This is a genomic window from Chromobacterium sp. IRSSSOUMB001 (genome assembly GCF_023507765.1).
Classification (GTDB): domain Bacteria; phylum Pseudomonadota; class Gammaproteobacteria; order Burkholderiales; family Chromobacteriaceae; genus Chromobacterium; species Chromobacterium haemolyticum.
The window spans coordinates 146,795-167,122 of the sequence record NZ_JALCYU010000013.1 but is presented as its reverse complement, the minus strand read 5'-3'; the positions used below and the strand labels follow the sequence as shown (position 1 = coordinate 167,122).

17 protein-coding genes and 1 riboswitch are annotated in these 20,328 nt (G+C 61.2%); of the genes, 13 read left to right on the top strand and 4 right to left on the bottom strand.

From position 1 onward, the window contains the following. Positions 1-677 (top strand): calcium-binding protein (locus MOV80_RS23475; protein WP_275975361.1); only part of this gene is annotated, 677 nt, incomplete at its 5' end. A 50-nt stretch (positions 678-727) separates the two neighbouring features. On the opposite strand, the gene MOV80_RS17705 is transcribed toward MOV80_RS23475, so the two are convergent. Next, positions 728-1,909 (bottom strand): DUF1501 domain-containing protein, encoded by a 1,182-nt coding sequence (locus tag MOV80_RS17705; protein ID WP_107732584.1) that lies wholly within the window; start codon positions 1,907-1,909, stop codon positions 728-730. 11 nt (positions 1,910-1,920) lie between these two features. After that, complete coding sequence (locus tag MOV80_RS17700) at positions 1,921-3,423, bottom strand: DUF1800 domain-containing protein (RefSeq protein ID WP_118267959.1); 1,503 nt, start codon at positions 3,421-3,423, stop codon at positions 1,921-1,923. A gap of 138 nt (positions 3,424-3,561) precedes the next feature. After that, positions 3,562-3,656: riboswitch (TPP riboswitch) on the top strand. A gap of 45 nt (positions 3,657-3,701) precedes the next feature. On the opposite strand from MOV80_RS17700, the gene MOV80_RS17695 reads away from it, so the two are divergent. The 4 genes from MOV80_RS17695 to MOV80_RS17680 are packed head-to-tail and all read left to right on the top strand — an operon-like array spanning position 3,702 to position 7,777. After that, the gene (locus MOV80_RS17695; RefSeq protein WP_081574845.1) at positions 3,702-4,718 is read left to right on the top strand and encodes a thiamine ABC transporter substrate-binding protein; all 1,017 of its coding nucleotides are present in this window, start codon (positions 3,702-3,704) and stop codon (positions 4,716-4,718) included. After that, on the top strand, positions 4,715-5,263 hold the full coding sequence (locus MOV80_RS17690) for a GNAT family protein (RefSeq protein ID WP_118267957.1): 549 nt from the start codon (positions 4,715-4,717) through the stop codon (positions 5,261-5,263). Before MOV80_RS17695 ends, MOV80_RS17690 begins: the two co-directional genes overlap by 4 nt. Next, the gene (locus tag MOV80_RS17685) at positions 5,263-6,816 is read left to right on the top strand and encodes an iron ABC transporter permease (RefSeq protein ID WP_118267955.1); all 1,554 of its coding nucleotides are present in this window, start codon (positions 5,263-5,265) and stop codon (positions 6,814-6,816) included. The genes MOV80_RS17690 and MOV80_RS17685 overlap by 1 nt, the downstream gene beginning before the upstream one ends. Beyond that, positions 6,809-7,777 (top strand): ABC transporter ATP-binding protein, encoded by a 969-nt coding sequence (locus tag MOV80_RS17680; protein ID WP_043593059.1) that lies wholly within the window; start codon positions 6,809-6,811, stop codon positions 7,775-7,777. The genes MOV80_RS17685 and MOV80_RS17680 overlap by 8 nt, the downstream gene beginning before the upstream one ends. On the opposite strand, the gene motA is transcribed toward MOV80_RS17680, so the two are convergent. Further along, a complete protein-coding gene (gene motA, locus MOV80_RS17675) occupies positions 7,761-8,621 on the bottom strand; it encodes a flagellar motor stator protein MotA (RefSeq protein WP_019103943.1) in 861 nt (286 codons plus the stop codon). The genes MOV80_RS17680 and motA overlap by 17 nt on opposite strands. A 935-nt stretch (positions 8,622-9,556) precedes the next feature. Here motA and MOV80_RS17670 point away from each other — a divergent pair. From MOV80_RS17670 to MOV80_RS17640, 7 genes are all read left to right on the top strand, one after another. Next, the gene (locus MOV80_RS17670; RefSeq protein ID WP_249605345.1) at positions 9,557-10,369 is read left to right on the top strand and encodes an N-acetylmuramoyl-L-alanine amidase; all 813 of its coding nucleotides are present in this window, start codon (positions 9,557-9,559) and stop codon (positions 10,367-10,369) included. A gap of 378 nt (positions 10,370-10,747) precedes the next feature. Further along, entirely contained in the window at positions 10,748-11,098 is a 351-nt protein-coding gene (locus MOV80_RS17665; protein WP_146176134.1) for a hypothetical protein, read from the top strand. Between the two features lie 356 nt (positions 11,099-11,454). Further along, positions 11,455-11,979 carry a fimbrial protein gene (locus MOV80_RS17660; protein ID WP_019103939.1) on the top strand — a complete coding sequence of 175 codons (525 nt, stop codon included), beginning with the start codon at positions 11,455-11,457 and terminating at the stop codon, positions 11,977-11,979. 314 nt (positions 11,980-12,293) lie between these two features. After that, a complete protein-coding gene (locus MOV80_RS17655; RefSeq protein ID WP_118267953.1) occupies positions 12,294-14,717 on the top strand; it encodes a fimbria/pilus outer membrane usher protein in 2,424 nt (807 codons plus the stop codon). Between the two features lie 16 nt (positions 14,718-14,733). Beyond that, complete coding sequence (locus tag MOV80_RS17650; protein WP_118267950.1) at positions 14,734-15,468, top strand: molecular chaperone; 735 nt, start codon at positions 14,734-14,736, stop codon at positions 15,466-15,468. A gap of 30 nt (positions 15,469-15,498) precedes the next feature. After that, the gene (locus MOV80_RS17645; RefSeq protein ID WP_141113142.1) at positions 15,499-16,509 is read left to right on the top strand and encodes a fimbrial protein; all 1,011 of its coding nucleotides are present in this window, start codon (positions 15,499-15,501) and stop codon (positions 16,507-16,509) included. Positions 16,510-16,575: 66 nt separating this feature from the next. Next, positions 16,576-17,103, top strand: coding sequence for a fimbrial protein (locus MOV80_RS17640; protein ID WP_019103935.1), 528 nt, complete (start codon positions 16,576-16,578; stop codon positions 17,101-17,103). Positions 17,104-17,171: 68 nt separating this feature from the next. On the opposite strand, the gene MOV80_RS17635 is transcribed toward MOV80_RS17640, so the two are convergent. Then, the gene (locus MOV80_RS17635) at positions 17,172-18,041 is read right to left on the bottom strand and encodes a serine hydrolase (protein WP_019103934.1); all 870 of its coding nucleotides are present in this window, start codon (positions 18,039-18,041) and stop codon (positions 17,172-17,174) included. 223 nt (positions 18,042-18,264) lie between these two features. Between MOV80_RS17635 and uvrB the strand changes: the two genes are divergently transcribed. Then, on the top strand, positions 18,265-20,277 hold the full coding sequence (gene uvrB / locus MOV80_RS17630; protein ID WP_249605346.1) for an excinuclease ABC subunit UvrB: 2,013 nt from the start codon (positions 18,265-18,267) through the stop codon (positions 20,275-20,277). Positions 20,278-20,328 lie beyond the last annotated feature (51 nt).

Sequence of the window (20,328 nt, the reverse complement as noted above, 5' to 3'; positions counted from 1 at the left end):
CGGTGAAAGACTGGTTCGCTGACCAGAGCAACTGGATCGAACTGATCACCTTCGCCAGCGGTGTGAAGTGGACGGCCGATCAGCTGATGCAACAGGGCGTGCCGCTGGTGGGCATGGAACTGGGCGACACCTTGCGTGGCGGCAACGTCAACGACTGGATGCTGGGCAACGGCGGCAACGATTCGTTGTACGGCGGCAACGGCAACGACCTGCTGGAAGGCGGGGCGGGCGACGACGGCTTGTACGGCGAAGAGGGCAACGACACCTTGCGTGGCGGCCGCGGCAACGACGTGCTTGAGGGCGGCAACGGCAACGACACCTATCTGTTCGAGCGTGGTGATGGCCAGGACGGCATTACCGACACCGGTGGCCAGGATCTGCTGAAGTTCGGCCAGGGCGTCAATGCCGATCAGCTGTGGTTCAAGCGTCAGGGTGCCAGCTTGGAGGTCAGCGTGATCGGCACTGACGACAAGGTGTCGATCAATAACTGGTTCGGCAGCGCCGCGAACCAGGTCGAGACCCTCCAGTCCGGCGACGGCAAGGCGCTGGCGGCCAGCCAGGTGCAGGCGCTGGTCAACGCGATGGCGGCGTTCAACCCGCCGGCAGCGGGCCAGGTCAATCTGCCGGACAACTATCAGGCGGCCTTGCAGCCGGTGCTGGCGTCCAGCTGGAAGTAAAGCGCTGATTTGAGCGTTGTAGACGGCCGGCCCTCAGGGGCCGGTTTTTTTCATGTCTTGAGAATGGGCAAGGGGGCGAAGCGTCCGCCCAGCGCATTGTGGCTGTCCTTGCCCCACCAGCTCTGGATGGCTGTGGCGTAGACCTGGCGGAAGTCTATCGCGTAGGGCAGGTTGCCGTCGCTGACGCCGGCCAGTTGCGGGCTTTGGCCGTACAGGCCGCCGCGCACGCGTCCGCCGCTGGCGAAATGGACGTTGGCGGTGCCGTGGTCGGTGCCGCGGTTGCCGTTCTCGCGCGGCCGGCGGCCGAATTCGGTGTAGCTGAGCACCAGGGTGTCGTCCCAGCGCCCTTGCGCCTGCAAGCGCGTGCGCAGCAGGGCGATGCCGTCGGCCAGTTCGCCGAGCAGCCTAGCCTGGGTGGGAAGCTGGTTGCCGTGGGTGTCGAAGCCGGTCAGCGTGATGCGGGCTACGGCGATGGACACGCCGCGCGACAGGGTGTCGGACAGGGTGGCGACGGCTTGGGCGAAAGCTCCGGCCGGCCGGGGGGCGGCCATCGGCGAATCCGCAGCGGCCACGGACTTGGCCGGCTGGCCCAGTTCGGCGGCGGCCTGGCGGATATCGCCCTCCACCTTGAGGATGTGGCCCAGCGCGCCGCCGGCGCCAGCGTGGCCCTGGTCCGCCGCCAGCTTGGCCTGGCGCGCGAAGTCTTGCTGGTTGCTCAGCACCACCGCGCGCGCGCCGCCGTCCAACGGGCCCAGCACCTGGCTGGACAGCACCACCCCGTCGGCGGCGAAATCGCGCGGCGTCGGCTGTTCGCGGAACAGCCGGCTCAGCCAGCCCTCGCTCAGGTATTGCTGGCTATTGGACGCGGTTTCCCAGATCTCGATGGAGCGGAAGTGCGACAGGTTGGGATCGGGATAGCCAACCCCCTGCAACACCGCCAGCTCTTGCTGCTGCCACTGCGGGCGCAGGCCGGCCATGGCCGGGTGCAAGCCCACTTGTTCGTTCAGCTGGATGACCTGCTCGCGGGGAATGCCGATGCCGGGGCGCAGCCGATAGTAGTCGGCGCTGGCGTAGGGCACCACGGTGTTGAGGCCGTCGTTGCCGCCCTTGAGCTCGATCAGCACCAGCAGGCGGCGATAGCCGGCCGGCGCCAGCGCCCAACTCAGATTGGGCAGCACCGATACCATCAGGCCGCCGGCCATGGCTTTCAGAAATTGGCGTCGCTGGAACATGGCGGAACCTTTCAATGGACTTGGTATACCGGGTCCAGCAACAGCGGGGCGATCGCTTGCGCGCCGCTGAGAGACTCGGGTAGAGGGTTGGCCGGCGGCAGCGGCAGCAGCAGCTTGGCGGTGTCCTGAGCGCTGCGCACCTGATAGATGGCGCTCCATTCGTCGGGCTGCAGCTTGAGCGAGCGCAGGCCGGCGGCCACCAGCCGGTTGATGCGCGCCTCGCGTCCCTTCATTTCGTCCATGCCGCCGTCCGGCAGCGCAAAGGCGTTGCGCGCCGGCGCGGCGTCGTGGGCGATGCGGTCCAGGAACTGCTTGCGGCTCAGCAGGGTGGCGCTATTGATCCAGGCTTCTCCGCCCGGCCAGCCCTTGACGTTGGGCGGCGCGAACACATCCTGGCCCAACTGGCGATTGAGCCCGGCCAGCGCGCGCCAGTCCGGCGGGCCGAGATCGAAGGTGACCAGCGTGCCCATGGTCAGTTCCAGTGGCGATTTCACCAACTGGCCCTGGCTGCTCCAGAACTGCGGGCTCAGCAACAAGGCGCGCAGCAAGGGTTTGATTTGGTAGCGGCTGTTGCGGAAGCCGCTGGCCAGCCGTTTGATCGCGGCCGGGTCCGGCTTGGGCGAGATAAAGGCTTTCCACAGTTTGGCGGTGATGAATTCGGCGGTGGCCGCTTGTTGCAGCAGCAGGTCCAGCACGGCGTCGCCGTCGAAATTGCCCCGCTGGCCGAAGATTAGCTTGTCGCCGTCGTCGTGCAGCTTGGGGCGGTTGACGAAGTTGTCGTCGCGATCCAGCCCCCAGCCGGTGAAGGCGCGCGCGGCCTCGCGGATATCCTGTTCTCTGTAATGGCCTTCGCCCAGGGTGAACAATTCCATCACCTCGCGAGCGAAGTTCTCGTTTGGCTGGCCCTTGCGGTTATTAGCGGTGTCCAGGTAGCGCATCATCGCCGGGTCGCGGGCGACGGCGTGCAGCATTTCGCCGAAATTGCCCAGCGCGTAGCGGCGCAGCAGCAGGTTCTGCTGGTACATCAGCTGCGGCGAACGCACCTTGTCCAGCGCGGACACGAAGTGGTTGTGCCAGAACAGAGTCATTTTCTCGCTGAGCGGCGACGAGGTGTAGCGCATCTCGTTCAACCACCAGCCGCGCAGTTCCACCGCGTGTTCGGCGCGCAGTTTTTGCAGCGCCTTCTTCTCTTCCTCGCTGAGATTGGGCTGGCCGGGGCGCTCGAACGGTTTCTCGACCCAGGCCGGCGGCGGGGTGGCGGCGGCGGTGTGGGTGCCCGCCAGCAGGCGGCCCACCGCCGCCTCGCGGTCCAGCGGCGCGTAGACGGCGATTTGCGCCGGGTTGGCGCCGAAGCCGGTGCGAGACAGCAAGTGGCGCGCGCCGGCGATGCCGATGCCAGCCTGGGCCAGCGCGGGCAAGCCGAGAACGGCCAGCAAGAGTCCGGCCTTGGCTGCGGCACAGATGGCATCCGCCGCTTTTGTCAGCGGCCAGCAAAGGATTTGCAAGGGGTTCAAGCATGGTCTCCCGGCGCGCCCGGAGCGGGCGCAAGCACATTCAGCTTAGAAGGCGCTTGTCATCGGCGTGTTAAGCCGCCGGCAGACTCTGTTAAAGAGTGTTGGCTGTCAGCGCGCGGCCGCTGCGGTATACTGGCGCGCTGTCACCAGGGGTGCCCGCGGCGCGGGCTGAGAAAATACCCTGCAACCTGATCTGGGTCATGCCAGCGGAGGGAGCGTGATGCGCGGGCCAGGGCCCGCATTCCGCTTGCTCCGGACTATCGTGTACGGAGATATCCATGAAGCGCTTTTCCTCTTTGATAGCCGTTGCGCTGGCGGCGTCCAGCCTGGCCGCGTCGGCGGCCGAGCTGCGTGTGCTGTCGCACAGTTCTTTCACCGTGTCCAAGCCCTTGCTGGCCGAGTTCGAAAAGCAGAACGGCGCCAAGGTCTCCATCATCAAGGCCGGGGACGCCGGCGAGATGCTGAACAAGCTGATTCTGACCAAGGCCAATCCCATCGCCGACGTGGTGTTCGGCATCGACAACAGCCTGATCGGCAAGGCGCAGCAGGCCGGCGTGCTGGCTCCGGTGCCGGCGGCGCTGGCCCAGGGCGGCAAGGCCGCCTTGCCCGGTGCGGTGAGCATAGACTACGGCTACGTCACCCTCAATTACGACAAGGCCTGGTTCGCTCAGCGTCGACTGGCCTTGCCCAAGACGCTGGAGGATTTGACCAAGCCGGCCTACAAGAACCTGCTGGCGGTGCAAAATCCGGCCACTTCCAGCCCGGGCCTCGCCTTCATGTTGTCCACTGTCGCCGCGATGGGCGAGGACAAGGCTTTCGCCTTCTGGGGCCGCTTGCGCGACAACGGACTGAAGGTCAGCAAGGGTTGGAGCGAATCCTACTACACCGATTTCTCCAAGAACGGCGGCAGCCGTCCGCTGGTGGTCAGCTACGCGACCAGTCCGGCCGCCGAGGTGTTCTACAGCAAACAGAAACTGAACGACGCGCCCACCGGCAATCTGCCCTTGAAAGGCGGCGTGTTCCGCCAGGTGGAGGGCGCGGCCCTGGTCAAGGGCGGCAAGGAGGCGGCGTTGGGCGAGAAATTCATCGCCTTCCTGCGTTCCGAAGCGGTGCAGAAGGACGTGACCACCACGATGTGGATGTATCCGGTGATGGACAAGGTGGCCTTGGACCCGGTTTACCGCTTCGCCGAGCAGCCGGCCGCGCACGACACCCCGGACAGCAAGGTGATCGCCGAGCGCTCCCGCCAATGGGTGTCGCGCTGGACTCGGGTCGTGTTGAAGGGCGGGCAATGATTCCGGACATCGAAACGCCGCGGCTGCTGCTGCGTCATCTGGACCCGCAAACGCTGTGGCTGTGCCTGGCCGGCCAACCGGAAACGGCTGCCGAGCTGCTGGGCGCGCCGCTGGCCGCGGAATGGCTGGACGAGCAGGAGTTGATGGGTTTGCGGCTGGACGATATCGAACGTCAGCCTGATTACGCGCCCTGGTCGGTGCGCGCTTTGCTGCGCCGGGATGATCTGACGATGGTGGGCCATGCCAACTTTCATTCCTTGCCCGGCCATCCTTATTTGGGCGGCTACGGCGACGTGGAGCTGGGCTATACGATTTATCCGGATTACCGCCGTCAGGGCTACGCCCGCGAGGCGGTGCTGGCGATGGGCGCCTGGGCGGCCTGGGCCGGCGCGCCGCGGCTGGTGCTGTCCATCGCGCCGGACAACCTGCCATCGCAAGCGCTGGCCGCCGGGTTGGGCTTCGCCAAGGCGGGGCAGAGCGTGGACGAGGACGGGGTGGAGGATGTATTGACCGCCTGTTGGCCGTTGAAGGGAACGCAGTCTTGATGTTGAGCCGTAGGAGCCGCCTATTGCTGGCGGCGCCCCCCTTGCTGTTTTTGCTGGCCATGTCCGCCTTGCCGTTGGCGCGGTTGTTGCAGGAGGGCGGAGAGCCGTTGTCCTTCGGTTTGCTCAGCGATCCCTATCTGCGCTGGCGCATGTTGTGGTCGGTGCTGCAGGGCGGAGCGACCTGCTTGCTGGCCTTGTTGCTAGGCGTGCCGGCGGCGTGGGCGCTGGCTCGATTCCATTTCGCCGGACGCGGCCTGGCGCTGCGCCTGCTGATGTTGCCTTTTGTGATGCCTCCCCTGGTCGCCGGCGTCGGGGTGCTGGCGCTGTTCGGCCCGCAGGGCTTGAGTGGGCTGGACCTGCAGGACTCGCCCTGGCTGTTGCTGTACGGCAATCTGTTCTTCAATCTGCCGCTGGTGATTCGCTCCGCCGCGGATGGCTTCGCTCAGGTGCCCGCCAGCCGGCTGGCCGCGGCCCGCAGTCTGGGCGCCGGCCGCTGGCGTGCGTTCTGGCGCGTGGAATGGCCGGCGGCGCTGCCCTGGCTGCTGCCCAATCTCTGCTTGGTCTTTCTATATTGTTTCTCCGGTTTCGGTCTGGCCTTGTTGCTGGGCGGCCAGCGTTACGCCACGGTGGAAGTCGAGATCTACACGCTGGTGGCGTATGAACTGAACCTGGCCGACGCCGGCGCGCTGGCGCTGTTGAGCCTGCTGGTGGCCGGCGGCGTCGCTGCGGTCTACGCCTGGCTGGAAGCGCGTTTGGGCGTGCCGGCGCGCTGCGAGCCGCTGCTCCCCGCGCCCGCGCGGACGTGGGTGGACTGCGCCTGGCTGACGGCGGCCCTTGCCATCCTGTTGATCTTCGCAGGCTTGCCCTTGCTGGCGGTGCTGTGGAAAGCGCTGTCCGCGCTTGATGGCCTGACCGGACTATGGGACGAGGAATTGCGACTGGCTTTGTTCAACTCGACGCATTTCACCTTGCTGACCGTACTATTGTCCGGCGTACTGGGCCTGTGCCACGCGCTGGCCACCGGACGCTGGCTGTGGTTGCGGGCCCTGGCCTTTCTGCCTTTCGTGGTGTCGCCAGTCTGCGTGGCGTTTGGCCTGCTGTTGCTGTACCCAAGCTGGAGTGCCGATTTGGCCATGCTGTTGGCGGCCTACGTCTTGTTGGCCTATCCCTTCGTCGCCAAGGCCGTCGGCGTGGCTTTGGACAGTATGCCGGAACATCTGGCGCAGGCGGCGCGCTCCCTGGGGGCCTCGCCCTGGCGGCTGTTTCGGCGGGTAATCTGGCCCTTGTTGCAGCCAGCTCTGCGGCGCGGGCTGGCCTTCGCAGCCGCCACTGCGGTGGGGGAATTTGCGGTTACCTTGTTTCTGTCCCGGCCGGAATGGCTGACCTTGACCACCTTGATTTATCAAAAGCTGGGCCGACCCGGCCAGGCCAACGCGGACGCGGCGATGTTGTTGTCCGGCCTGCTGATGGTGCTGGCGACGCTGGCTTTCGCTGTTATTGAAAGCAGCGCGGCGAGGCCGGGCGAGCCGGAGAAAGGAGATGGGCGTGCTTGAACTCAGAGGGATTGAAAAGCGTTTCGGCGCGAGAGTGGCGGCGGACGGCGTGTCGCTGGAGGTGGCGGCCGGAGAAACTTTGGCCTTGCTGGGACCGTCCGGCTGCGGCAAGAGCAGTTTGCTTAAAATCATCGCCGGCCTGCTGCCGCTGGACGGCGGCACCGTTCTCTTCGACGGCGAGGACATGAATCTGTTGCCGCCGGAACGGCGCGGCTTCGCGCTGATGTTTCAGGATTTCGCCCTGTTTCCGCATTTGGACGTGGCGGGCAATGTGATGTTCGGGCTGATCGAGCGCGGGCAGTCCCGTGCCCAGGCCGCTCGCGAGGCGGAAGCGATGCTGGAGCGGTTGGGGTTGGGAGGGTATCAGCGGCGCAAGGTCTGGACCTTGTCCGGCGGAGAGCAACAACGGGTGGCGCTGGCGCGCGCGCTGGTGACCCGGCCGCGGCTATTACTGCTGGACGAGCCGTTTTCCAGCTTGGACGCGCACTTGCGAGGCCAGTTGCAAGGGGAGTTCACGCAACTGCTGACAGAGTCGGGGATACCGGCGATTCTGGTCACGCATGACCGGGAGGAGGCGTTCGCGATGGCGAGCCGTGCCGCCGTGCTGTACCAGGGGCGCATCGTGCAATGCGACGCGCCGCGGCACTTGCTGGCTAGGCCAGCAAACGCGTGGCTCGCGCGCTTCATCGGTTATGAAAACGTGCTGGAACATGCTGTGGTGCCAGGCCGCGCTCTGCGGCTGGGGCCGCAGTACCCGCCAGCGCGTATTGAGTCGCTGACCTGGCTGGCGGACGGCGCCCGCGTGGAAGTGGCCGCGCAGGCGGGGCGCCTGAGCCTGAGTCTGTCCGCGCGCGAGGCGGCGAGCCTGGGCGCGGAGTTACGGCTAGGCGGCCAGTTTGGCCTGGGAGTGAACGCAGAGGAGCTGATCCCCTTGCCGGGCGAGCTTAGCGCAGGCTCTTGATGCGTTGTTCCAGTTCTTCGAACTCCGGGCGCTCGCTCGAAAACAGCACCTTGCGGCCAAACTCGATGGCGCTGGGCGGCGGATAGCCCTGCATGCCGGCCAGCAGCACGGTCTTGATGCATTGCAATTCCTTGCTGTCTTCGTCCAGCTTCTGTTCTAGCAGCGAGCCCAACGGCGTCACCATGCCGTAGGACAGCAGAATGCCCAGGAAGGTGCCTACCAAGGCGGAACCTATCATGCCGCCCAGCACCGCAGGCGGCGCGCCGACCGAAGCCATGGTGTTGACCACGCCCAGAACGGCGGCGACGATGCCGAAAGCCGGTAAGGCGTCGCCTAGGCGCTGGATGGCGGCGATGGGCGCCATGCCTTCCTGATGGTGTGTTTCCAGTTCCACATCCATCAGGTTCTCTATTTCGAAGGCGTTCAGATTGCCGCTGACCATGATGCGAAGGTAATCGCGGATGAAGCTTAGCGCGTGGTGGTCGCCGGCGATGGCCGGGTATTTGCTGAAGATAGGGCTTTGCTGAGGGGCATCGACATCGGCCTCCAAGGCCATCATGCCCTCTTTGCGCGCCTTGACCTGCAGTTCGTACAGCAGGCTGAGCAGATCCAGCGCGCGGGCCTTGTTGTGGCGCGAACCCTTGAGCGCGGCGGGCAGCGCGCGTGCCACCGCTTTCAGGTTCTTGGTCTGATTCGCAACGATGAAGGCGCCCATCGCGCCGCCCAGAATCGCCATCATCTCGGTGGGCATCGCGGAGAGAATGGCGCCGATGGCGCCGCCGTGGATCAGGAAGGCGCCGAAGATCATGCCGATCACGACGACGTAGCCGATGATTACATTCATATGTAGTAGTCCCAAGCGATTTAGGCCGCGGAGAGAGCGGCGCGTTTGCGAGAAAAGAAGGCGGAACGCTTGGAAACTAACCAAGGTTTCGCGAGAGAGAGGCAGGGCGTTGCGGCAGAGAAAGCGGAATGTACAAGCGGTACATGGAGCATCTCGCAGTCGCACTTCCCGTGTACGTTCTACGACGCGCGGTAGATCGTAAACAGGTTCTCAGGCGCGGGGCGGCCGGCGCGGAGGAGTGGGAGGAGGGCGTTGTTGAAGGGCGGTGACGAAGTCGGGCCAGCCTGAGGTCGCCGCGTTTGCCGCTAAGCTTGGGCTTGCGCATGGCAAAGCCTGACACTCTCCGCATCCGCCTAGTTCGCCGGCGCAGTGTGCGTGGCTGCCGCTCGCGATTTGCATTGTGGCGATGCCGTGGCCGGGGGCAAAGCGTTGGCCGGCGCGGCCAAGCGCGTCGTCGGCGTGAACCGCGGCGTTGGCCAAGGGCAGAGCCTGCCAAAGAATGAATAGTAGCAGGGCCAACCGGGTAATGGATTTGAATGCCGATAGTCTCAATGCAGGTTTCCCATGAGTCGCTGCGCAATCTAAAGCAGGATCAGTGGGTTGGCAAGCCTGAATGCATGATTTCACGCTGATCTTGAATATTTTCATGTTAATTAAATGGCATTTATCATGCCAATATCTTAATTGGAACTATTTATTAGTTAAAAAACTCTACCTGTGCAGCGTGTGCCGGAAAAATGACCGCGCGCATACTTGACGATAAGGTTGAATGGAAAATGATCAGTAGAAGACACATTTTGGGTTGGACGGGGGCCTTGCCCCTGCTGGCGCCGTTGGCGGCCAGCGTATTGAGTTCTGCATGCGCCAGCGCGGCGGGAACAGCCAAAAGCTATCGGATAGACGCTAGTTTGCTTTCCGAGAATCAGGATTCCAGGGTGCGCAACCTGGTTTTCCATTACACCGCCGTGCCCAATGCCCTGGCGCTGGAAATGCTCACGCAGAGCCAGCACGGGGCCAGTGCGCATTATCTGGTGCCGGATGCCGCTTTGCTGGGCATGTCCAACAAGGTGTACCAATTGGTGCCGGAGGAGCGCAGAGCTTGGCACGCCGGGCGCAGTTACTGGCAAGGGGACCGGCTGATCAACTCCAGTTCCATCGGCATCGAGATTGTGAATCTGGGCTATCCGTCTCCAGAAGAGGACGAACTGCCCCTGATGCGACGGCAGTGGTTCGACTTCGATGAGGCGCAGGTCTCGGTGGTGGCGCAGTTGGCGGCGGACATTATCGCGCGGCACCAGATTCCGCCGCACAAGGTCGTGGGGCACTCCGACGTGTCGCCGGGGCGCAAGGTGGACCCGGGGCCCAGGTTTCCGTGGGAGCGCTTATACCGCGACTACAACATCGGCGCTTGGCCGGAGCGCGAGGCGATTGAGTTCTACCTGCGGCAGGCGCCTTATCGCGGAGACATACGGGATTTGCAGAAACGCTTGCTAGATTACGGCTATGAAGCGCCGCAAACCGGCACACTGGATAAAGAGAGCCAGGACGTGGTGGCGGCTTTCCAGATGCATTTCCGGCCCGCTCGCTATGACGGCGTGCCGGATGCCGAAACTTCCGCGATTCTGGATGCCTTGCTGGAAAAGTACTTCAACCGGACGCGGCCGGGGCGGGCGCCGGGGTCGAAGCCGGTCGCGCCGCCGAGAAAAGACAATGGAAAGGGCAGCGATACCTGGCCGCTGATGCCCTGACATCGCCCAGTCATTCGAGCCGACATCAGGCCGGCGGAGCAAAGGGACGGTATGCCGTCCCTTTTTTGTTGCTGGTCGTCCCGTGGGCCTGTTCCTCTTATCCGCTCTGTTGGCGGCGATCGCGCTTAGTTTGTGCCATAACGATAGTCAGACGTCGTCATTTGATAAACTTAACTGTTTCCTAATTAAACATGCATTTATTAGTAAGTTTTTGTTAATTCTAAAACAAAACAATTTGTAATAAAATCTATCAAATAGCCCTTTCAATTTAAATGCCACTTGTACTAGAATGCAATTGAACCGGTTAAGCTTATAAAAAAAGCATAAACCTAAAAGTAATTGCTTACTAATTGCGGGATTTGGAAAGGAAGGTCGAAAATGAAACGTCTGCACGCACTTGGACTGGCAGCCCTGCTTTCCGCTCTCTCTACCGCAGCAATGGCTCAAGGCGGCCAGGTGCACTTCTACGGCGCCATCGTTGAAGGCGGCTGCAGCGCCCAAACCCACGAAGTGGCTAGCGCCGATGCGGCTCGCGCGAAGCCGGCCCTTGAACTCAATCAATGCGCCAGCCCGGCCAAGCTGACGCTGGACAGTGAAGCCGCCGCCCAGCAAGGCAAGATCGCCAGCCTCAGCGTGCGCAAAGGCGAGAACCAGTTCAGCAGCCGCGATTTGCTGCGTAGCGCCACCGCCCGAGCTGGCGCGGTGAATCTGGTGGTCAACTACTTCTGATAGCAGTCCAAAACTGCTCAATAATTCAGCAAAAAACCCACCTGGCATTATTGAGGTGGGTTTTCTTTATTTGAAGTGTTGTTTTATTGCAAATATTGCCCAATTCTTAACAAACCCCTGAAATAAAACAAATATTCAAGATTGATTCATCAAATCGTTTAAAGTCGGCGAGGCCTCTTTTTGTGTAGATTTTAAAGAAAAAATTTAATATGAAACAAAAAAATCTACGCAATGGTTCCGCTTGATACTATGCGTCTGCGTTCCAGTACTGCAGGTCAGCACTGGCGGATGGTCCGCGACGCGGCAAGCGAGGCTGCTGTGCGGTTTGAGAATGATTACCTTAGTCGGAGTCAAGAATGAAAAAATTTGTATTTGCTGGTTCCCTGATGGCTGTTGCCGCTTCCTCCATTTTCGCCGCCGCCGGCACCCTGGACGTTAAGGGCGAAATCGTTACCGCCGCTTGCGGTCTGGATTCCAAGAGCGTGAACCTGGAAGTGGGTCTGGGCAAAGTGCCGACCCATGTGTTCAAGAAAGTGGGCGACCGTTCGGCTCCGACCCCGTTCCAAATGACCCTGACCGACTGCACCACCACCACGCTGAAGACCGTGGCTGTGATGTTCTCCGGCACCGCTGGCACCAACAACGAACTGATGGCTCTGAAGAGCGGCGGCGCCAAGGGCGTGGGCGTTCGTCTGGTGAATACCAACAACGGCGACCAGATCAAACTGAATCAGTACGGCACCGCTGTGAACCTGGTTGACGGCAACAACACTCTGAACTTCAGCGCCGCATACGAAGCCGATGGCAAAGCCGGCGACGCAGTTGCCGTGACCCCGGGTCAAGCCGATGCCTTCGCCGTATTCGATCTGCAGTACAAGTAATCCGCAGTTCGATTCAAAAACGGAACCAAGCAAAGTTCCGACCCCTGTTTCCTTGTGCCCTGACGGTCTGTTCGCTTAGGCGATGATCAGGCCTGGTTTGTCCGCTGTCAGCAATGAGTAGTCTGCAAACCAGGGCATGAGGTTAGTCATCTGCAAGCATTCTCCCAAGGCATACTCCTGCGCCTGAAAATCGGCGCGGCTTCGTCATTGCTTGGCGGGACAGAATCAAGGCCGGCGCGATCAGACGCGACGGTGTGTTTTTGGCAAGGCTGCCGTAAGGCGGCGCATGCACTTAAATCGGGATATCAGCAGGCATGAGCAAGCATCGCATTTACATTGTGGCAGTGGCGTTGACGCTCGGCCCTTGCATTGCGCATGCGGTGGAGTTCAACGACGCCTTTTTGCAGCTAGACCCGAGCAGCAGCGTGAGCCTGGAGCAGTTCGAGCAGGCCGGCTATATCGTGCCGGGCCGCTATATTGCCGATGTGTATTTGAATCAGCGCTTTTTGCAGCAGTTGGAGCTGGATTTTCGCCCGGAAGGCGCAGATCAGACGGTGCGTCCGTGTCTGCCGCCGGAATTGATCCGCCAGCTTGGCCTACGCTCCGGCATTGTCTGGCCGCAGAACGAGCAATGTGTTGATTTGTCTGCGGTCAGCGCAGCCAAAGTGCGTTACAGCAAGAGCAACGCGCGCCTGGACATCTCGGTGCCGCAAGCGGAACTGGCTTACCGCGATGAAGACTATGCGCCGCCGGAAACCTGGAACGACGGCGTGCCGGCCGCGATGCTGGATTACCGGGTGTTCTATCAGCGCACCGACAACGGTCTTGGCGCCAGCAGCAGCAAGACCACCAGTTACGGCGTGGCCGGCGCCAACGCCGGTCCCTGGAGGCTGCGTTCCAATTACCAGTACGACGACAGCGCGACTAACCGCAGCCGTCTGAGTTGGAATAATACCCAGGTCTACCGCGATTTGCGCGGCATGCAGGCGCGGCTGACCTTGGGCGAAGTGTTCAAGACCTCCGAGATTTTCGACGCCTTCTCCATGCGCGGCGCCACGCTGAACAGCGATGACCGCATGATTCCGCAAAGCCTGCGCGGCTATGCGCCGCAGGTCAATGGCGTGGCCAAGACCAATGCCAAAGTGACCATCCGCAACCAAGGGCGGGTGCTCTACACTACCAATGTGCCGCCGGGCCCGTTTTCCATTCGCGATCTGAGCAGCAGCACGCAAGGGCAGCTGGATGTGACGGTGGAGGAGGCCGACGGCAGCCAGCAGACCTTTACCGTCAACACCGCCTCGGTGCCTTTCCTGACGCGTAACGGCATGTGGCGCTACAAGGCGGCCATCGGTCAGGCGGATCAGAACGGCAGCGCGTCGCACCCGAGTGTGGCCAGCGTCGAGGCGTCCTACGGTCTGACCCAGACCTTGTCGCTGTACAGCGGCTTCATCGCCTCCGCGGACTACCGTTCGCTGGCGATGGGCTTCGCCAAGGATCTCGGCGGCTGGGGCGCTTTGTCCGCCGACGTGACCCAGGCCAACGCTCAAATGCGCGGCGGCATGAATATGGCCGGCCGTTCTTACCGTTTCAACTACGCCAAGAAGTTTGAAAGCCTGAACGCGGATATCCGCCTGTTCGGCTATCGCTTTTCGGACCGCAATTTCCGATCCTTCGGTCAATTCCTCAGCGATCTGGACGGCCAGACCTATATCAGTGACAAACAGCGGGTGGGTATGACCGCCAGCAAGACTTTCGGCCAGACCAATGTGTTTCTGTCGGCGGAGAAGTCCACTTATTGGAATGCCACCGCCACCCAGCGCGTGGATTTGTCGCTGAGCCGCGACATCAATATCGGTTCCTTGCGCAATGTCAGCCTCAACTTGTCGGTGCAGAACCTGCGTGATCAGACCGGCAGCAGCAACCGTGTTTACCTGGGCTTGAGCATGCCGCTGGAGAATAACCGTCGCATCGGCTACGACATCCAAGGCAGCGCCGGCAATACCAGCCACACGGTGCGCTATTCGGACAGCAGCACCCCCAACCACAGCTACAACGTGGCGATGAGCGCGGATACCCGCTCTGGCAAGCCGCTCGTGTCCGGCGACTATCATTACACCGGCCGTGTCGTGCAGGCCGATGTTTCGGCCAGCAAGCAGCAGGGCGGTTACAGCAGCGTGTCCGCCGGGATGGGTAGCTCGCTGGTATTGCACGCCGGCGGCCTGACCATGGGCAACAGCTACGGCGGTGAAACCCGCATGCTGGTGGATACCGATGGCGTGGCTGGCGTGCCGGTGTACGGCGTGACGGCGCTAACCGACCGCAACGGCTTCGCTATGCTGAGCAGCGTGGCGCCGTACTACAGCCAGGACGTGCGCTTGGACGACGACAATATGCCGGACTCCGTAGAGGCCAGTTCCGTGGTGCGCCGCGTGGTGCTGACTGAAGGCGCGGTGGGGCGCACTGAGTTTCCGGTCAAAGTGGGACGCAAGGCCTTGCTGACGGTGAGGCTGCCAGATGGCAAAATGCCGCCTTTGGGCGCCACCGTGAGCGATGTGGCCGGCAAGCGCGATGTCGGCATGGTGGGCGACGGCGGCCTGACCTTCGTCACCGGCTTGAGTCCGACGCCCAAGCTGGAAATTTCCTGGGGCAAGACGCGTTGCCGCGTGGACCCGCTGCCGGCCGATTACGAGCTGAGCCAGGGCGGCCGCGACATGACATGCACGCCTCTCGCAGAATAAAGAATAAGGAATCGATATGAAAACTCTTCATCGCGCACTGGGGCTGGCGAGCGTGTTGGCCGCGCTGACCGCGCCGCTAACGGCCCAGGCCAACATATTGCTGGACCGTACCCGGATGATTTATCTGGAGCAGGACAAGAACGTCAGCATGGTGCTGACCAACAAGAACCCTGAGCAACCCTATTTGGTTCAGTCCTGGCTCAGCGACGGCGAAGGCAAGCGCCTGGCTTCGCCCTTCCTGGTGTTGCCGCCCTTGCAGCGTATCGAGGCCGGCGAGAAGGGCGTAGTGCGCTTGAGCCGCATTCCGGATCCCAGCTTGCCGTCCGACAGGGAATCGCTGTTTTATCTGAACGTGCAGGAAGTGCCGCCCAAGAGCGACAAGGACAATGTGCTGCAACTGGCGATCAAGTCGCGCATCAAGGTGTTCTACCGTCCCAAGGAGGCTCAATTGCCGCGTGGCGAAAACCCGGCCAACAAGCTGCAGCTGAGCTTCGACGCCGCCGCCGGCAAGCTGGTGTTCAAGAACCCTAGCCCGTATCACCTGACCCTGGTGGGGCTGGAACTGCCGGGAGACAAGAAGCCGCGCGATATGGACGGCCTGATGGTGCCGCCCAAGGGCGAGGCCCGTTTTGCGCTGAAGGCGCTGCCGGCCAGCCTGAAGCTGAGCAACATCAATGATTTTGGCGCTCAGGATACCTTTACCTTCGTTTGCGCGGACGGCCAATGCCAATGCCGCGAAGACAAGAAATAATTCCGTAAGCGCACAGTGCAGGGAGAGCCAATGTTGAATCGTCGTTTGCCGCGTTTGCTATTGATGGCCGCGCTGTCCATGCTGCCGGCCTTGAGCCACGCTCTGGCGTGCATGCCGGCGGATGGTAGCACTAACCCAATGATCACGGAAAGCATTGGCTCTACGGTGGCGGTGCCGATTACTGAGGCTTCGGGTAAGCCAATTTGGCATTCTTCGCCACGTTCAGTTTCAGTAAATTGCTATAAGGATCACGACGGACTTCGGGATGCCGAGAATGTTTATTTCTACCCGAATCCTCGGGGAGATGGTGTTCCGCAGGGCGTGCAGTTTGGTGTTGTCTATAACAATGTCCCTTACTATCAGACCCAAAAAATTGACACTGGCAAACGGATTCCCGCATGTGACCGATCTATCCCCATAGAGCGCTGCCCTAAAGTACGAATCGACTTGAATTTCACAGTGGAAATTGCCACAAAAACACCGTATCCCCCAAGTGGTGGGGTGGGGAAAAATGAATTTCAGGTTCTACAATTTGATGGTGTTGGTGGTATTAATGACAAGCCGAATAGTAACGTAGTATATAAATTGGTTGGTCTAAGCAATATTCGATTTATTCAGTGTGCGGTTGAGGTGCGCTTGGAGCCTGCAAATAATACGTTGGATTTCGGGCGAATAGTAAAAAGCGTGAAAGGTCTGGTGCCGACCTTGCCTAGGAAGGACTTCCGTCTGAACTTGGTGAAAACATGTGATGATCCCGTAAAAATTAATGGATTCTTCACCGGCAAAAATGGAAGCAATGATACATATACTGCGACCTTGGTTAAGAAAAAAGATGGTAGTGATAGCGGTTTGGGTTTGCAGTTGTTTTTTAGCGATGGCCGTCAAGTGCCGTTTGGGCGAACTGAGTTTCTAGCGGATTTCAAATTGGGCGATCGCCAGAAAACCGTGCCGATGTACGGAACCATTGTTCCCACTAATATGGGTAAAGTAGAAGAGGGCCCATTTCAGGGCATGATTAATATCGATCTGGATTATATCTAAGCGGCTTGGGCCGTCTGGTCTTCAGATGATCAGACGGTTAACTGAAGTGGCGTAAGGAGTGGAGCAATGAAATTCAAGGCAATGGTGCTGGCTTTGGCGCTGGCGGCGCCGCTGGCGCATGCGGCTGACGGCACCTTGAACGTTTTCGGCGAGCTGGTATTGAGCGCCTGCGGTCTGGATCCCAATTCACAAAGCCTGGAAGTGGGGCTGGGCTTGGTGTCCTCGCAAATGTTCCGCAAAATCGGCGACCGTTCCCGTCCGGTGGCCTTCGACATCCGGTTGACCGAGTGCTCCATCGACACCATGACAACGGTGGCGGTCCGCTTTAACGGAGAGGCCGACCGCGACAACGGCGAACTGATGGCGATCAACGGCAGCGCCGCTGGCGTGGGTATCCGCCTGATGGGGCCGGGCGGCGGGGACATTGTGCTGGGTCAGTATTCGCCGCTGGTGGGCTTGACCAACGGCAGCAACACGCTGCGCTTCAACGCGATGTACGAATCCACCCGCGCACCCGTGCCGCAAGGGCAGGAAGGCGGGATCAAGCCTGGCTCGGCCAACGGCCTGGCTCAGTTCGACTTGCGTTATATGTGAGCGGATGTAATGAAAACGGCCCTTCCGTCATTTGACGGAAGGGCCGTTTTCATTTGGGAACGGCGAGCTCAGCCGGCCAACCAGTTGCCGGGGTGCGCCTCCAGCCAGGTTTTGATGCTTTTGGCGTCGTTGACGCGGGCGGCGCTACCGCCGGCGGCCAGCAACACGATGATCAGAGGTTGGGAACCCACCGTGGCCTGCAACACCATGCAGCGGCCGGCTTCTTGGATGTAGCCGGTTTTTTGCAGCGAAATCTCCCAGTCGCCTTCGCGCACCAGCGCGTTGCTGTTCTTATATTGCAGTACGCGGCGGCTCACCGATTGAATCTGGTGTTTCTCCGTGGTGGTGAAGGCGCGAATCAGCGGGTAGCCGTGCGCGGCGCGGACCATGCGGGCGAGGTCCGCGGCGGTGGAGGTGTTGCGCATATCCAGGCCGGTAGCGTCGTAAAAAATGGTTTCGCTCATGCCCAGGCTACGGGCTTTGCGATTCATGCGCTCCACAAAGGTGGCGGTGCCGCCGGGCAGCGCGGTGCGGGCCAGGGTGGCGGCGGCGCGGTTTTCCGACGACATCAGCGCCAGCAGCAGCATTTCCTTGCGGCTGAGAGTGGTGCCCACCGCCAGGCGCGAGGAGGTGTTTTTCACCCGGTCGATCTCGGCGTCGGACACGGTCACTTCTTGGTCCAGCGACGCTCCGGAATCCAGCAGCACCATCGCCGTCATCAATTTTGTGATGGAAGCGATCGGCATGCGTTGGTGGATGTTCTTCTGGTACAAGGGTTCGCCGGTGATGCCGTTGAGCACCAGTACCGAATGCGAATTCAGCCGCGGAACGGATAGATCGGCCATCTGCGAGGCCACCATCACGCTGGACGGCGAACCTGCCAGCACCGGCATGGCTAACGCCGCGGATACCAGCAGGCTTGCAATTTTCTTGATCATGCTTCACTCCAGGGAGAGCGGATTTAACGAAATCTCGGACCGAAAAATAGGCTCGCGACATCTGCGCCGCAAGCCGTGTTTTATGCTTGGTCTGACTGTATTTTAAACAATGTTTTGACTGTGTATAGCCTGAATCGCAGCTTTTTTATATGCAGTCGCGTCGGGGGTGTGAAGCAGGGACGAACCGCGTAGAATCAGGCTATCTCCTCCGATGTCTCGACCCATGCTGCGCACCTATCCCAACAGTCCGTTCAAACTGCATCAACCATTCGAGCCTGCCGGCGATCAGCCGGGTGCCATCGCCCAACTGCTGGAAGGGCTGGACGACGGCCTGTCCTACCAGACCCTGCTGGGGGTCACGGGTTCCGGCAAAACCTACACCATGGCCAACGTCATCGCGCAAAGCGGACGTCCGGCCATCATCATGGCGCACAACAAGACACTAGCGGCGCAGCTCTACAGCGAGATGCGCGAGTTTTTCCCGGAAAACGCCGTTGAGTATTTCGTTTCTTATTACGACTACTATCAGCCGGAAGCCTATGTGCCCAGCCGCGATCTTTTCATCGAGAAAGATTCAAGCATCAACGAGCATATCGAGCAGATGCGCTTGTCGGCGACCAAGTCCATTCTGGAGCGGCCGGACTGCATCATCGTCGCCACCGTCTCCGCCATCTACGGCATTGGCGATCCTTCCGATTACCATCAGATGATTTTGCATCTGAAAGAAGGGGGGATGCTGGCGCAGCGGGACATCATCAGCCGTCTGGCCACCATGCAGTACGACCGCAACGACATGGATTTTGGCCGCGGCACCTTCCGAGTGCGCGGGGACGTGATCGACATTTATCCGGCGGAAAGCAGCGATACCGCGCTGCGTGTCAGCATGTTCGACGACGAAGTGGAAACGCTGACCCTGTTCGACCCGCTGACCGGAACGACCAAGCAGCGAGTGGGGCGTTTCACCGTGTTTCCCTCCAGCCACTACGTGACGCCGCGCGACACCGTGTTGCGCGCCTGCGAGCACATTAAGGAAGAACTGCGCGCGCGCCTGGAGTGGTATCAGAAGGAAGGCAAGCTAGTGGAAGCGCAGCGCCTGGAACAGCGCACCCGTTTTGACCTGGAGATGTTGTACGAGATGGGGTTTTGCAAAGGCATCGAAAACTACTCTCGACATTTCTCCGGCAGGGGGCCTGGAGATCCGCCGCCCACGCTGATCGATTACCTGCCGAAAAACGCGTTGATGTTCATCGACGAATCCCATGTCACCGTGCCTCAAGTGGGCGCCATGTACAAGGGCGACGCCGCGCGCAAAGCCAACCTGGTGGAGTATGGCTTCCGCTTGCCGTCGGCAACCGACAACCGGCCGTTGAAATTTCACGAATTCGAATTGCTAATGCCGCAAACCGTATTCGTGTCCGCCACGCCAGCCAACTACGAGAAGGAACACGCCGGACAGGTGGTGGAGCAAGTGGTGCGCCCCACCGGCTTGGTGGATCCTGTAATGGAAGTGAGGCCAGTTGCCACTCAGGTGGACGATCTGCTGTCCGAGATCCGATTGCGCATGGAAAAGGGCGAGCGCGTGCTGGTCACCACGCTGACCAAGCGCATGGCCGAACAACTGGCGGATTACTACACCGAGCACGGCATCAAGGTGCGCTATCTGCACAGCGACATCGACACGGTGGAGCGGGTGGAAATCCTTCGCGACCTGCGTCTGGGGGTATTCGACGTGTTGATCGGCATCAATCTGCTGCGCGAAGGCCTGGACATTCCGGAAGTCAGCCTGGTGGCGATTCTGGATGCGGACAAGGAAGGCTTTCTGCGCTCGGATCGCTCGCTGATCCAGACCATAGGCCGCGCCGCGCGCAACCTCAACGGCAAGGCCTTGCTCTACGCCGACCGCATTACCGACTCGATGAAGCGGGCGATGGACGAGACTGAACGCCGCCGCGCCAAGCAGATGGCCTTCAACGCCGAACACGGCATTGTGCCCAGAGGGGTGGAGAAGAAGATCAAGGACATCATCGACGGCGTTTACAGCGTGGAGGACGAACGCAAGAAGCTGGTGGACAACGCCCGCGTGGCGATGATGGACGAAAAGACGCTGGCCAAGGAAATCAAGCGCATGGAGAAGGAAATGATGGAGGCCGCGCGCAATCTGGAGTTCGAGAAGGCGGCCGGCTTGCGCGACCAGCTCAAGCACCTGAAGGAGCAGGCCTGGATCAACGATCTATAAGCGTCCTGGCCATGTCCGCGCAACACCCCGCTCGAATCCGAGCGGGGTGTT